This is a genomic window from Legionella nigrisilvae, from assembly GCF_977063395.2.
This window is the reverse complement of record NZ_CDRUGZ020000011.1, coordinates 934,407-948,197: the sequence shown is the minus strand read 5'-3', so window position 1 is coordinate 948,197 and position 13,791 is coordinate 934,407. Positions and strand designations below refer to the sequence as shown.

Below are 13,791 nucleotides of genomic sequence, written 5' to 3'. Positions count from 1 at the left end.
AATTTAGAATGATTTTCCAGAGTTATAATGAGTAACACAGAAATTGTAGTCAGTGCAGTATAGCAGAACCTAGTGTTGTAGAATATTTCCGGGTGTCGATGAATTCAGGCTTCAATTATAACTATTGGAACCTCATAGTGAGGAAGTAGTGGGTTTATTTTGCTCCTCTTGCAAACTATCCACTTCTAAAGCTAAAGCAATTTGATTGGCACATGATTCTAAGAGTTGTATTTTTTCCGGTGTAGTGAAATCATTATCCTTAGACGGTTGGACTCTTAAAACGCCCATGGTGCCTCGTGCGCCGAGTAATGGAATAAAAAGTGCATTAGAAAACGAGAGGGTATCAGTTCCCCATCCAGCTTTTTGCCCTAACTCGAATACCCACTGAGCAATACTGTATTCTTTTTCATCCAACTCTTGATGCGATTTTGCTCTTGCAAGAACAACAAGACGGCCATTTTTTGGTAATAGGGCGATGATTTCGCAGTGAAGAATTTCTGAAATATAATTAATCCCAGTACGAAGCAAGCGGACGATCCCTCGCGTTCTGGATAATCTTCGACTTAAAGTATACAGAGCTGAAGTTTGATATTCTGCAAGACGTGCAACTTCTGATTGACGACGAGTAACTAAGGTTAATTGACAAATAATTAATGCCATAATAAGCATCATAACGAGGGTGAAAAAATAATCTGACTGGAGAATTAAGAAACTATAATAGGGTGGAATAAAGAAATAACTATACGCTAAAATACTGAGAAAAATTCCTGAAACTGCAGGACCAGCGCGTCCTAATAAAGCAATACACGTCATTCCAATTAAATAAGTTAGGGTTAAACTTGTATCATTAACTAAAGGATAAATTAAATAATTAATGAGTGTTGTGACTGCAACAATACAGGTCGATAAAACGTAATAGAGCCAGGAGGTCATGGGTGTGGCCAACGATTTCTTTCTTGATTTTTTTGCCCTTTCGGTCATGGTATAAACATCGATTTCACCACTGTAACGTAAAATTTCATCTGCCAAACTACGAAAGAAAAAATTTCTCCAACGAGTACGAATCTGTTTACAAATCATAATCAAGGTGACATTTTGCTCTCGGGAAAAATTAATAATTTCTTTAACGAGGTCATAACCCCTTAAAATATGAGTCTCAGCTCCCAACTGCTCTGCAAAAAATAAATTCTTTAAGGCTTGATTTCTTTGGGTTCTCGATACTTGAGTGCGGGTCGAGTCTACATATACGGCAATCCAATCTGCCTGCAAACTTGAGGCCATTCTTTTTGCTGCTCGAATCAGTTTATGCGACTCCGGACCAGGCCCCACGCAAACGAGGATCTTTTCCATGATTGGCCATATATGTTTAATGCCTTGACCTTGTCTGTATAAAAGTACCTGTGTATTTACCCGTTTTGCCAGAGTGCGTAATGCTAATTCACGTAAGGCCATTAAATTGCCTTTACGGAAATAAAATTCAGCAGCAAGTCGGGCTTGTCTGGGAAGGTAAACTTTGCCCTCAGAAAGACGTTTTAATAAATCTTCCGGTGCTAAGTCAACTAACTCAATGGTATTGGCTCGTTCTATCATGACATCAGGAACAGTTTCTTGAATCGGTGCATGAATAATTTGTGAGACATCATCATTGAGGCTCTCTATATGTTGAACATTGAGCGTGGTATAGACATTAATCCCCCGGTCGAGTAATTCTTTAATATCTTGCCAGCGTTTTTTATGCCGTACACCGCTTACATTGGTATGTGCCATTTCATCGATAAGAATCAATCCTGGATTTCTTTTTAAAGAAGCATCCAGATCAAATTCCTGTAACTGTTTACCGTGATATTCAATGGTTATTTTAGGCAAAACTATGAAGTCTTTAAGTAGTTCTTCAATTTCAATACGCCCATGAGATTCGACAATACCTACTACTACATCTAATCCTTTAGCTTGTTCTCCCATTGCTTCATGAAGCATCGAATAAGTTTTTCCTACTCCTGGGGCCGCGCCAAGGTAGATCTTCAGCTTGCCACGTTGCTTTTGTTGCTCTTCCTCGATAACTTGTTGTAATAATGCATTGGGATCCGGGCGTTTATCTGTCATTAATTTGTCCTTATATGATCCAATGCTAAATTGAGCTCCAACACACTAATTCGTGGCTCTCCTAAAAGATGAAGGGTACGTTTTTTTATTAATTGATTCACTAATTTTTGAATTTCTTGTTCTGAAATATGACGTGCTTTAGCGATCCGCGGTATCTGATAGTAGGCTGCTAGCGGACTTATTTCCGGGTCCAGGCCACTCGCCGATGCAGTAACTAAATCAACTGGAACAAGTTGCTTTTTCATCATCGTTGGATCTTCCAAATTGTATTGCTGCAGTTTGGAGACTCGTTGTTTTACGATTGCCAAAAAGTTTGGGTTTGAAGGCCCCATATTTGATCCAGAAGAATAAGCTGCGTTATAAGGAAATGGAACGGTGGCAGAAGGGCGTCCCCAGAAGTAATCGGGTGCATCAAAGTATTGTCCAATTAATGCAGAACCAATCGGTTTGGAGTCAACCAGTAATAAACTGCCATTTGCTTGATAAGGAAAAAATATTTGAGCTAATGCTGTAACTACTGCAGGATAAATTAAACCTGTCAGTAAAGAGAAAAGGAGCAGAAATATTAAAGCTGTTTTTATTTGTTTTAGAGCTTCTTTAATCATTTTTTATCCTGTTAAACCTAAGGCGACTAAGATTAGATCGATTATTTTGATTCCAACAAAAGGAACTATAAATCCACCTAATCCATAGATGAAGACGTTATTTCGCAGAAGTTCTGCGGCAGGAAGACGTCGGTATTTAATACCACTCAAAGCTAAAGGTATAAGAAGAACAATGATTATTGCATTAAAAATTACAGCAGATAACACTGCCGTCTGCGGAGTTGCCAGATTCATGATATTGAATGCATTGAGCACAGGATAAGTACTTACAAAGGCGGCCGGTAAAATGGCAAAATATTTAGCGATATCATTGGCAATACTAAACGTAGCCAAAGCACCGCGCGTCATCAATAATTGCTTTCCTATTTCTACTACTTCAATTAATTTAGTGGGGTTTGAATCCAGATCGACCAAATTACCCGCTTCTTTTGCTGCTTGTGTTCCCGTATTCATTGCCACAGCAACATCTGCCTGAGCAAGTGCCGGTGCATCATTCGTTCCATCACCAGTCATTGCAACTAAATGACCTTGAGCTTGTAGGTTACGTATTAATGTAAGTTTGTCTTCTGGTTTTGCATTCGCTAGAAAATCATCTACTCCAGCTTCACCAGCAATTGAGGCAGCTGTTAGAGGATTATCTCCAGTTACCATGATGGTTTTAATTCCCATTTGCCTTAGTTGTGCAAAACGCTCTCGAATTCCACCTTTAATAACGTCTTTAAGACGAATAATGCCTAGAACTTTTGGGCCTTCTGTAACAACCAGTGCAGTTCCTCCTTGTCGTGAAATAATCTCCACATTTTCTTTCACGTTGTCAGGAACATATCCTCCTAACTGGTTGATGTATTCTTCGATTGCTTCCGATGATCCTTTACGAATTTGGCGATCGCCGATATTTGCGCCACTCATCCGTGTTTGTGCGGTGAATGGAATAAATGTTGCTTGTAATGGGGCAAGAGTTCTACCACGTAACTTATATTTTCTTTTAGCAAGAATAACAATGCTGCGGCCTTCGGGAGTTTCATCAGCAAGTGAGGCGAATTGGGCTGCATCGGCTAGATCATTAATATCAACACCTTCTGCAGGAACAAACTCTGTTGCCTGCCGATTACCTAAAGTAATAGTTCCTGTCTTATCAAGTATCAAAACGTCGACATCACCTGCAGCCTCAACTGCTCGTCCTGATAAGGCAATGACATTGGCTTGAATCATTCGATCCATACCTGAAATACCAATGGCAGAAAGTAATCCTCCAATTGTTGTGGGGGCAAGGCAAACAAAAAGAGCAACAAGTACCGTGATTGAAATTGCTGAACCTGATTTAGTTACAGAGACACTATAAATTGAAAAAGAAAGTAGAGTGCTACAAACCACTAAAAAAACAATAGTTAATGCTGCAAGTAAAATAGTTAATGCGAGCTCATTGGGTGTTTTTTGTCTTTTCGCTCCTTCAACTAGGGTAATCATCCGATCTAAGAATGTTTCCCCCGGGTTAGAGGTGATGCGAATAATAAGCCAATCAGAAATAATTTGTGTACCTCCTGTTACTGCACTACGATCTCCTCCACTTTCCCGAATAACAGGCGCACTTTCTCCAGTGATGGCACTTTCATTTACTGAGGCAATTCCTTCTATAATCTCCCCATCACTCGGTATGAAATCACCTGCTTCAACCAAGACCAGATCCCCAGCACGTAATTTCACGGAGGGAATTATGGTAAATTTTGCATTTTTAGATGCCTTTGCCAATTTTTTAGCTTGAATTTCACGACGTGCTCGTCGTAGCTCTTGCGCTTGAGCTTTGCCACGACCCTCTGCCATAGCTTCTGCAAAATTGGCAAATAAGAGTGTAAACCAAAGCCACAAACTAATGGCGAGAATAAAAAAAGTTGGTGCTTCACCTTTGCCTAAGCATGCTTGTATAAAGAGAATCGTGGTAATAATTGAACTTATATAAACTGTAAACATTACCGGATTTTTTATTTGAACATGGGGTGCTAATTTGTAAAAAGAGTCAAGTAAGGCACCTCGTATAATACTAAAATCCCAAATGGACTTTGATTTAGTAGCCATATTTCCCCCAAAGCATCAAATGCTCCACGATAGGGCCAAGGGCAAGAGCGGGTAAAAAGGACAACGCCCCTAGAACGATCGCAATATAAACTAATAAAGTAACAAAGAGTGGTGTATGAGTGGCTAAAGTACCTAAACTATTTGGAATACGTTTTTTCTTAACCAGCGAACCAGCAAGGGCAAGAACGGGGATAGCCAGCCAATATCTGCTAATTAACATGAGGATACCACCAACAATATTATAAAAAGGGGTATTGGCATTTAAGCCAGCAAAAGAACTGCCATTATTGTTCCCAATCGAAGTAAATCCATAGAGTATTTCTGTAAAACCATGGGCGCCGGGATTTGTTATGGAGTTTACACCAACGTGAGTTACAGAAGCATACGCGGTCGTTATGAGGACAATAAGAGGCATAATTAATACAGCAATTGATGCCATTTTCATTTCATAAGGTTCAATTTTTTTACCTAGGTATTCAGGGGTTCTGCCCACCATTAGCCCGGCAACAAATACAGTGAGGATGATCAGCATGAGCATTCCAGATAATCCAGAGCCCACTCCTCCAAAACTAACTTCACCTAAATGCATCATCCATAAAGGGATCATTCCGCCTAGAGGGGTAAATGAATCCAGTATGGAGTTGGCAGAGCCGTTAGAAGTTGCGGTGGTAGCTGTTGCCCAAATTGCCGAGTTAACAACTCCAAAACGGGTCTCTTTGCCCTCCATATTCCCAGCGGGGTAAAATTCAGATTGAGGAGTAGTATCAATCCCCAGATGGTGAAATGCAGGATTTCCTTTTTGCTCGACTACAATTTCAAACAGTAAACATGGAACAAACAAAATGGACATGGCTATTAAGATTGCCCAGCCTTGTCTTTTATCATGCACCATGGTGCCAAAGGTGAAACAAAAAGCGGCAGGAATTAGTAAGATTGCTACCATCTCCAAAAAATTGCTCAATGGAGTGGGATTTTCAAATGGATGAGCCGAATTGACATTAAAAAAACCCCCACCATTAGTACCGAGCTGCTTTATGGCAATTTGTGATGCTACCGGCCCCATGGGTATGATTTGCTCAGTTACGGTTATTGGTATTGTTTTGGGATTGCCTTGGCTATCTAATGCTTGTCCCATGGCTTTTGTTACAGGCTGTTGGTAGGTAAATGGGTGACTGAGGGTAATTTTTTGAAAAGGTTTAAAATTTTGAATGACACCTTGAGAGCATAGAATAAGTGCAAAAATCAGCGACAAAGGCAATAAGATATAGAGAATTCCGCGGACGGTATCTACCCAGAAATTTCCTAACCCCTTACTCTCGTGCTTTATGATGCCCCGTATCAATGCAACTAATAAAGACATCCCTGTGGCGGCCGAAATGAAGTTTTGTACTGTGAGTGCAAACATCTGAGTTAAATAACTCATTGTCGTTTCCCCACTATAAGCTTGCCAGTTGGTATTGGTGGTAAAACTTATGGCAGTATTAAATGCAAGATCAGGCGAGGGAGAGTGATATCCTTGAGGATTCAATGGCAAATAGAATTGAAGACGTTGCACGAGGTAAACAACCAGTAATCCTGATAAGTTTAAAAAAAGCATGTTTGCTAAATAAGTTTTCCATCCCATATCTTCTTGAGCATGGATGCCGCAAATCTTATAGATTAAGTGTTCGAAAGGTTTTAATATAATGTCTAAAAAGCAAGGACGGCCCTGATACACTCGTGCCATGTACCAACCCAATGGTTTTACAAGGAACAACAAAAAAAGTAGGTAAAATGCAATTTGTAGCAAACCAGGCTTTGTCATAAGGGTCCATCCCATGTCTAATTTAATCCATGGCTTAAAATAATTCAGGTTTGAATAATACAACTAACAAAAAAACTAACAAGCCGAAGGCGATAATTCCACAGATTAAATACAAGCTCATAATTCACTCCTTGATAAATCATCATAAAATCTTATTAATCCGAAGGATAAAGTGAAAAAGAACAGGATAAGTAAGAGCAATAAAAGATCCATATAATCTAAGTCCATTTTATAGTATGTATTAATTATAATACGAACTCAGTCTTTAAGTGTTTGATTATAGTAATTATAGGTGAAAAAAGGCAATCAAACTGATAATGAATGATTATAAGATTGTAAGTATCTACCATCTGGATCGGTTCTAAGTTGTGGGCATAAGGGCATAGATTGTTTTCAGGAGTAAATAAAAAAGGGCATATTATTTTAATACGCCCTTTTTGGAATTTGGGATAGACAGTAAGATTGAGTACAGTCCTTTTACCAAGGTGGACTCCTCTGGAGTGTTTTAGGCTTCTTAGTACATGCTAAGCTTGCTCACCGCACTCTCAATCTGGCTCCCAAAGTAAATAATGTTGGCTGAACAATGTGTACTGTCTATGGTTTTATGATAGGCCACTCTCAGTGTTAATGCCACATGATTTTCCTGGTTTTTTGCAAAGATTTCGTTAAAGTTAAAAACGGTTTAACTAGGTTATTGAATTCATGTAGAAAATAAAACGCGGACTTTAGCAATAACCGCGGTGCAACGAAGCAAAACTCAGATCTAATTACGGGGGTACAGGGTTTTGCTGCGCTACAGGGTTTAATTTCTCACTTAACTATGTCGTTTAATGCCAAAGAAGGGAACGCCAATGTAGGGTCTTCTTGTTGTGTAACTTCTAGGATTTTTTCCTGTTTGTAGGAAAATTTGGGTGTAGTACAGTTTGCCCTGTTTATCACGGGCAACTCCTATACCCGTCAAGTTATAATTTCCTACAATGTTTCTCCTATGGCCTGGACTTCTGACCCATTGGCTCACTACAATTTCAGCAGTTTTATAGTTGTACGCAACATTCTCGGCACCACCGCCAGTATTTTTAATTTGTGAACGTAGTTTTTTAATGCGTTTTCCAAAATCTTGATGACCAAAAGGCATACGATGGTTGGCCATATCCTGGGAGTGTTGTTTTGCTTGAATTACAATATTATTATCCATTGTAAGTTTGGATAAGCCATGTTGCTGCCGGTATTTGTTAATATAGAATAAAACAGCATTTTGGAGGGCGGTGTCACTTTCCGCATGCCTTGCTGAAGAAGCGGCATAAGCATGGGGCAATAAGTTGAACAGAATCAAACTTAAAACAACTATTTTAGTTTTTAAAGACATAACTATTCTCTTTTCATGATAAAATCGACTGGAATAGTGACTAAAAAACTCTCATTTGTCTAGAGTTGATTTGTATCAGATTAATTCAAAATAAAAAAATATTAAACTCTCTGGTTTGAAATGTTTCTCGTCTATCTTGGAGAGCAAATTAATGGCTCAAACTTGCTATAGCATCCGTTAAGTCTTCGACTTCGCCGGAATAATGAAAGTAAATTCGTTTTTTTGAACAGTCTATAATGCACAGGGGCTCTTGAGCTTGATCACCAAATTGTTTAAATATCCAAAATATCCCGTCACTATGTTGGTGTTCTATTTCTTTTAATAGGTCCACCATTTTATCGTTTTTCAGGGCGGAATGAGGACAATTTAAACTGGTTGTGCCGTGAGTGATTTTGTAGGCGTAATGTTGTTCTTTCATAATAGTACTCCATGCTACTCTTCGATAGAGAAGTAGATCCGTTTTGATTACATTATAGTCTATTGTAGCTTCGGTGCATTTGCCTTTAGGAACAACTATCTTTATAGATTAACAGACAATCCTAAAAGAACGGCATGTAAGGTGGGGATATTAGATAATTGTTCTCTTTTGGAGTAGGTTTCAAAATGAAAATTGGGTCCATTGCCACTGAAGATTCCTTGATATAATAAGCTTAAGTTGGCCAAAGCACTAATCGGATAACCAAAACCTGCTTGTATTTCACCTGCTAATTGGGAAATATCATTAAGAGGAACCCGCTCGTCTCGCCAATGTCTATAGGCAAGCCCACCTTTTAGTTGAGCAAAAAAAGAACTATTTCCCAGAGGATCACTTTTAGATGTAATTAATAAATCCAAGGTAGGAGCAAGCGTGGTTTGCATAGGAATCCATCTTTTCAGAGCATGAAAAGCTTCTTGGGGAATATTAAGCTTTATTCGAGTACCCGTTTGTAGTCCTAGTTCCAAGCCTAATGCAATATTGCCAGCCAGCATCATTTCATTGGCCAGTGCTAATCGACCTATGGGGACATTTTTATCTCTGGAGGATGTTACCTGATAAGTACCTGTGCCAGCGCTAGCAGTAACAGACCATGGTTGATCTTGTGATGTTAGTTTAGGGAAATAATCGCCAGCCATCGCATTAAATGATAATAAAATTCCTATTACAATTAATTTCATATGCCATATCCCTAAATGAATTGTTCATAATCATACTTTTGCATACCCACAAATCAGGATTTTCAGTTCCATCACTGCAAAAGCACCTATGGGAATATTAAATATAAAAAAGCAACAAACACTTCGATGATGAATTAAGCGCCTTTTTATCAAATTTGGCGGAGAGAGAGGGATTCGAACCCTCGATACGTTGCCGTATACACACTTTCCAGGCGTGCGCCTTCGACCGCTCGGCCATCTCTCCCAATTCGGGCAAGCTTATACAGGTCGGATAATAAAATCAACCCTGTATTGACCTAAATTTGTAACTTATTCGTAACTTATAATCGTTATTGTATATACTATGAATAAATAGGCGCCTAAAGACTTTACTATTTGGTTTGCAGATTTTCTTACTTTTGAAAAGAAAAGCGGTGAAACGTTCTGTAAAAGGATTGAATTATGTTAGTACGAACTTTTATTTTGATTTCCAGCCTCATCTCTTCAAGCTCGCTTTGGGCGGAGATTACTTGTTATTACACTCTCGTTAAAGATAATTGTTGGATCAAATATGATGTATCTGTAGATGTAATGGATGCCGTGAGCGCTAAAATTTTAACCACAATTACTGTTCCAGTTGGAAAATCCTGGACACGCCAAACATTTCCTTGTGAGCCGGGCCAAAAATTAATGTATCAAGCTCGTTTTTCTCCAATTTTTTGGCAAAGTGATGAGGGTAAAACTTATCTTGCCAAAAATTATTGGTCCTTACCTAATACCATTAACCCTGGGGATTCAGCTTGGAACGTGACCGTTTGTTATTCAAGTGATTTTGCATTAGTTCCTCTTCCTCCTAATGCCCCAGGTAATTGCAGTTGTGATTTTAATGATATCCCAGCAATACCGCCAAAAAAGATATAAATGGCATTAATTTTTATCTTTGTGTATGATTCACTTACTACAACATCAACTATTCTTTAAGAAATTTTTTTTCTTATTTGTTGACGGAGCGACTGATGATTACTCTAAGAAATAAAATTGGTCAGATGTTAGTTATGGGATTTGACGGTTGTGATATACATGCCAAGAGTCCTATAGCGGAATGGCTGTCTTCAGATGGATTAGGCGGTGTTTTATTATTTGATCAGGATGCTTCTACAAAGTCCTACGGTAATAATTTAAAAAACCAAACCCAAATCAAACGTTTAACTCATCAACTCAATTATTATTACCATTCGGCAGAAGTCAATTTCAAAAATAACGGGTTGCCTTTACTAATTGCCATAGATTATGAAGGAGGGAGCATTGATCGCTTGTCTCGAGTTGAAGGATCCATGCCGACTATGAATGCCTACAACATGGGCCAATTATCCCCTGGGGATTTGAAGGCTGAGTTGACGCAAATGGCATATACATTAAAATCATTGGGTTTTAATCTTAATTTTGCTCCCGTTGTTGATTTGCATTTGCAAGATCAGCAGGGGATTATTGGTAATTTACAACGTAGTTTTTCAGGCGATCCTGAGGAAGTAGTTCGTTTGGCCAGAGCATTTGTGGAAGTTTTCGAGCAGTATGGTATTGCATGTTGCTATAAGCATTTCCCAGGTCATGGCAGTGCATTAGGTGATACCCATGAAGGGTTTGTAGATGTTACCAATACCTTTCATGAAGATGAGTTAGTCCCTTACTATCAGCTTGTCCGAGATGTTTATCATCCAATTATGATCATGACCGCGCATGTGATAAATAAGCAGTTGGATGATGAGGGGTTACCTGCAACGTTATCTCACCATATTTTAACTGGCTTGTTGCGCCAAAGAATGGGCTACGATGGAGTAATCATTGCAGATGACCTGCAAATGCAAGCAATTACCGATCATTATTCACTTGAGGATGCCTTATGCCTTACAATCAATGCGGGGGCTGATATGCTGATCTTTGCAAACCAATTAGCAAAAATTACGGCAACAGCAGTAATTGAGATGATTGAACGTTTGGTTTTCGAGCAAAAAATAACTTCCAAACGTATAGAGGATGCTTATCGCCGAATCATCCGTTTCAAGCAACAAATCAATTGTCTTGAATTGGTTGACTGATGGATCGCCAGATTCTAAAATCTCTTGACGAACAAGCATGATGTGTTAGAATATCTCTAATTGTGCATTTTTTGATCAGAAAATATAAGGTTTTTATGGTGACTCACTCCAAGCAAACAACTCATCGCTCAACTCTTGCTTACTTCAAACTCGTTTCTTGTTGTTGCTGTTAATTTAATCTTTTCATTTTACTTTATTGATTTTTAAGGATTATTAACATGTGTGCAGCACATCAACAAAAAAAACTCCTCCTCAGCACTCCGGTGCTTTATGCATTAATGATTGGTTTAGGTATCTTTAGCGGGATGTCCAATATCGTTGTTTTAAAAGAGGTAGGATTATTAATTTCTGATTTATTTATTAAGCTGTTTAAATGCATTAGCTTGCCCATTATTTCTCTATCTATCATTGTAACTCTAGCCAATTACAAGACCGATGGATTCATGAAGAAAATTTGGCAGCGAACACTTAAGTATACTTTTTCTACGACTATAGTGGCTGCCATGATTAGTTGCTTGCTTTATATTTTAATCCAACCCAGCACTGTCCAGGTTAATTTGGATGCGCAAACAGTCAAATCAGCAAGTAGTTTGGGTTACTTAGGATATTTGGCAAATATTATTCCTACCAATTTATTATCTCCTTTTCTCGAACAGCAAGTAATAGGAGTACTGTTCTTAAGTATTATTATCGGTATTGCAGTGCGTCAAATTCCTGAGGAGGAGTCTCGGGAAACGATTACGCGATTCTTCCGTGGTGCTCATGGGATGTTTTTGGTAATGACTCGTTGGATCATCACCATTATTCCATTGGGATTATTTGGTTTTATTACTTCCACGGTTGTACAGTTGCGCTCAGGAATGGATATTAAAGGGATAGGTGAGTATTTATTGATCGTTGTTTTAGCAAACCTCATTCAAGGTTTTGTAATATTACCTCTGTGGTTAAAAACGAATAAGGTTAAGCCATTTGCAGCAATGCGTTCTATGCTTCCTGCATTATCAGTAGCATTTTTCTCTAAGTCTTCAGTAGGGACCTTGCCGGTCACCATGAATACTATAGAAAATAATTTGCAAGTAAAGCCCTCAGTAAGCCGTTTTGTTTTACCTTTATGCACTAGTATTAATATGAACGGATGCGCCGCCTTTATTTTTGCTACGGTAATTTATTTAATGCAGAGTCATGGTATGCCCATTTCTTATGGCACGATGGTTTTATGGATATTCGTTGCTACAGTAGCGGCCATCGGTAATGCCGGTGTACCCATGGGATGTTTCTTTCTGAGCGTTAGTTTACTATCGAGTATGAATGTTCCTATTGTCCTTATGGGCGTTATCTTACCTTTTTATGGTTTAATTGATATGCTGGAAACAGCGTTAAATGTTTGGTCTGATGCATGTGTGACCAAAATTGTGAATGATAAAGCAATTGCCGAAGAACAGGGTGAGTTAAAACCCAGAAAAGTATCTCCATATGAACCTGAGTTGGGATAAAATTATTGTCACTTGGGTAGCATAAGGAGCCCGGGTTGTAACCCGGGTTCATCATTTAAGAAGCTACTGTTGAGTCGTTATCCTCATTGTTAATTTTTCCTGCTGGATTCAAGCATCTATGATTTTCATAGGGCTCGCAGAAATGTGCAAAATATTGTTTAAAGTTCGATACAAATATTTCGTCATTTTCCATGAGGAAAATTTTTTCAGGTTGTAATTCAACATAATTCGAATCTCTTAAGACCGCTTTATAAAAGGAGCTGGCGTGAGAAGAAATCCATTTATCTAGAAAAGGAAGTATTTTATCTGGGTCTTGAGTGAAGAAGTTTTGATAAATATCACCAAACAGCTTGTTTTTCATTTCATAGTTGCTTTTGAAAAAAAAGTTACTATGGTCTTTTCTATATTCTGTAAAAGGAGGTCTGTTGGGTTTTTTTTTCATTCCTGCAGCAATATCTAAGGAAATGATGAGACCTTTTGCAGACTCAATCGTATATTGTGTTCCTAACAAATTAGTACCATTGTATTTGTTGAGGTAGGATTCTAAATAAGCAATGGCTTCATCACTTAACGGATCAAAATAACTGCTGATAACAAATTGGGTCGCCAATTTGGTTTGTGGGTCATAATAACAACTAATATAAATAGCATAAGTAAATTGTTCATTCACTATATGTTGTACTAAGATTTTATCAATTTGATTATTTACCTCATCGCAGGAGAGTTGCTGATTTTCTATATTTTTTTCCATACGAATAATTTGCGTTGGATAATCCATACTGCGAGTGAACGATTTATTTTGTTTTAAATTATCTGCCTCATTAGAGTAGGTGAGAACTTGACTGTTTTTATTCTCCGGATTTTGTGAAATGGTTAATGTGGTAACATCATCATGGGTTTGGCTGAAGACACAAAGTGGTACTAAGATGAGCGGGGCAACCAAGTAATTAAGTTTCATAAAAAAACTCCTTTTTTGTCAGCCCAGATTGCATCCTGCAAATAAAAATATGACTGGGTTATTTTGAGTATAGATGAGTGAATGAAAATTACTCTCCGTGCTCATTGTTTTGGTTGGTATTTTTTAAAGTAATGTGGATCCAAAAATAAAAAGTAAGTA

At 38.3% G+C, this 13,791-nt stretch carries 12 protein-coding genes, 1 tRNA gene and 1 other RNA gene; 3 read left to right on the top strand and 11 right to left on the bottom strand.

The window, feature by feature from the left end:
- Positions 1 to 132 precede the first annotated feature (132 nt).
- The 10 genes from ACWTE2_RS04225 to ACWTE2_RS04180 form a co-directional block, all read right to left on the bottom strand.
- Complete coding sequence (locus tag ACWTE2_RS04225; protein ID WP_454784285.1) at positions 133 to 2,103, bottom strand: DUF4118 domain-containing protein; 1,971 nt, start codon at positions 2,101 to 2,103, stop codon at positions 133 to 135.
- Complete coding sequence (kdpC, locus tag ACWTE2_RS04220) at positions 2,103 to 2,708, bottom strand: potassium-transporting ATPase subunit KdpC (protein WP_454784284.1); 606 nt, start codon at positions 2,706 to 2,708, stop codon at positions 2,103 to 2,105. Before kdpC ends, ACWTE2_RS04225 begins: the two co-directional genes overlap by 1 nt.
- 3 nt (positions 2,709 to 2,711) lie before the next feature.
- Positions 2,712 to 4,781: a potassium-transporting ATPase subunit KdpB gene (gene kdpB, locus ACWTE2_RS04215; protein ID WP_454784283.1), complete on the bottom strand. Its 2,070-nt coding sequence runs from the start codon at positions 4,779 to 4,781 to the stop codon at positions 2,712 to 2,714.
- The gene (kdpA, locus tag ACWTE2_RS04210) at positions 4,771 to 6,585 is read right to left on the bottom strand and encodes a potassium-transporting ATPase subunit KdpA (protein ID WP_454784282.1); all 1,815 of its coding nucleotides are present in this window, start codon (positions 6,583 to 6,585) and stop codon (positions 4,771 to 4,773) included. Before kdpA ends, kdpB begins: the two co-directional genes overlap by 11 nt.
- A gap of 34 nt (positions 6,586 to 6,619) precedes the next feature.
- Positions 6,620 to 6,706, bottom strand: a complete 87-nt coding sequence (locus tag ACWTE2_RS04205; RefSeq protein WP_220471025.1) for a potassium-transporting ATPase subunit F — start codon at positions 6,704 to 6,706, stop codon at positions 6,620 to 6,622.
- Between the two features lie 326 nt (positions 6,707 to 7,032).
- Positions 7,033 to 7,184, bottom strand: a non-coding RNA gene (gene ssrS, locus ACWTE2_RS04200) — 6S RNA.
- A gap of 215 nt (positions 7,185 to 7,399) precedes the next feature.
- Positions 7,400 to 7,951, bottom strand: coding sequence for a CAP domain-containing protein (locus ACWTE2_RS04195; protein WP_454784281.1), 552 nt, complete (start codon positions 7,949 to 7,951; stop codon positions 7,400 to 7,402).
- Between the two features lie 148 nt (positions 7,952 to 8,099).
- Positions 8,100 to 8,369: a hypothetical protein gene (locus ACWTE2_RS04190; RefSeq protein WP_182391240.1), complete on the bottom strand. Its 270-nt coding sequence runs from the start codon at positions 8,367 to 8,369 to the stop codon at positions 8,100 to 8,102.
- Positions 8,370 to 8,470: 101 nt separating this feature from the next.
- Positions 8,471 to 9,106 (bottom strand): hypothetical protein, encoded by a 636-nt coding sequence (locus ACWTE2_RS04185; RefSeq protein ID WP_454784280.1) that lies wholly within the window; start codon positions 9,104 to 9,106, stop codon positions 8,471 to 8,473.
- A 156-nt stretch (positions 9,107 to 9,262) separates the two neighbouring features.
- A tRNA-Ser gene (locus ACWTE2_RS04180) sits at positions 9,263 to 9,350 on the bottom strand.
- A 197-nt stretch (positions 9,351 to 9,547) separates the two neighbouring features.
- Between ACWTE2_RS04180 and ACWTE2_RS04175 the strand changes: the two genes are divergently transcribed.
- The 3 genes from ACWTE2_RS04175 (at position 9,548) to ACWTE2_RS04165 (ending at position 12,674) form a co-directional block, all read left to right on the top strand.
- Positions 9,548 to 10,006, top strand: coding sequence for a hypothetical protein (locus ACWTE2_RS04175; RefSeq protein ID WP_182391238.1), 459 nt, complete (start codon positions 9,548 to 9,550; stop codon positions 10,004 to 10,006).
- Between the two features lie 95 nt (positions 10,007 to 10,101).
- On the top strand, positions 10,102 to 11,181 hold the full coding sequence (locus ACWTE2_RS04170; protein WP_454784279.1) for a glycoside hydrolase family 3 protein: 1,080 nt from the start codon (positions 10,102 to 10,104) through the stop codon (positions 11,179 to 11,181).
- 218 nt (positions 11,182 to 11,399) lie between these two features.
- Positions 11,400 to 12,674 (top strand): dicarboxylate/amino acid:cation symporter, encoded by a 1,275-nt coding sequence (locus tag ACWTE2_RS04165; RefSeq protein WP_454784278.1) that lies wholly within the window; start codon positions 11,400 to 11,402, stop codon positions 12,672 to 12,674.
- Positions 12,675 to 12,729: 55 nt separating this feature from the next.
- Here the strand turns inward: ACWTE2_RS04165 and ACWTE2_RS04160 are convergent, their stop codons facing one another.
- Positions 12,730 to 13,632 (bottom strand): Lpg0189 family type II secretion system effector, encoded by a 903-nt coding sequence (locus ACWTE2_RS04160; protein ID WP_454784277.1) that lies wholly within the window; start codon positions 13,630 to 13,632, stop codon positions 12,730 to 12,732.
- Between the last annotated feature and the right edge of the window lie 159 nt (positions 13,633 to 13,791).

Coding starts and splice junctions, on each gene's coding strand:
- ACWTE2_RS04225 (WP_454784285.1), bottom strand. CDS start 2,103: ATGACAGATAAACGCCCGGATCCCAATGCATTATTACAACAAGTTATC.
- ACWTE2_RS04170 (WP_454784279.1), top strand. CDS start 10,102: ATGATTACTCTAAGAAATAAAATTGGTCAGATGTTAGTTATGGGATTT.
- ACWTE2_RS04195 (WP_454784281.1), bottom strand. CDS start 7,951: ATGTCTTTAAAAACTAAAATAGTTGTTTTAAGTTTGATTCTGTTCAAC.
- ACWTE2_RS04160 (WP_454784277.1), bottom strand. CDS start 13,632: ATGAAACTTAATTACTTGGTTGCCCCGCTCATCTTAGTACCACTTTGT.
- ACWTE2_RS04175 (WP_182391238.1), top strand. CDS start 9,548: ATGTTAGTACGAACTTTTATTTTGATTTCCAGCCTCATCTCTTCAAGC.
- ACWTE2_RS04190 (WP_182391240.1), bottom strand. CDS start 8,369: ATGAAAGAACAACATTACGCCTACAAAATCACTCACGGCACAACCAGT.
- ACWTE2_RS04185 (WP_454784280.1), bottom strand. CDS start 9,106: ATGAAATTAATTGTAATAGGAATTTTATTATCATTTAATGCGATGGCT.
- kdpA (WP_454784282.1), bottom strand. CDS start 6,585: ATGACAAAGCCTGGTTTGCTACAAATTGCATTTTACCTACTTTTTTTG.
- ACWTE2_RS04205 (WP_220471025.1), bottom strand. CDS start 6,706: ATGAGCTTGTATTTAATCTGTGGAATTATCGCCTTCGGCTTGTTAGTT.
- ACWTE2_RS04165 (WP_454784278.1), top strand. CDS start 11,400: ATGTGTGCAGCACATCAACAAAAAAAACTCCTCCTCAGCACTCCGGTG.
- kdpC (WP_454784284.1), bottom strand. CDS start 2,708: ATGATTAAAGAAGCTCTAAAACAAATAAAAACAGCTTTAATATTTCTG.
- kdpB (WP_454784283.1), bottom strand. CDS start 4,781: ATGGCTACTAAATCAAAGTCCATTTGGGATTTTAGTATTATACGAGGT.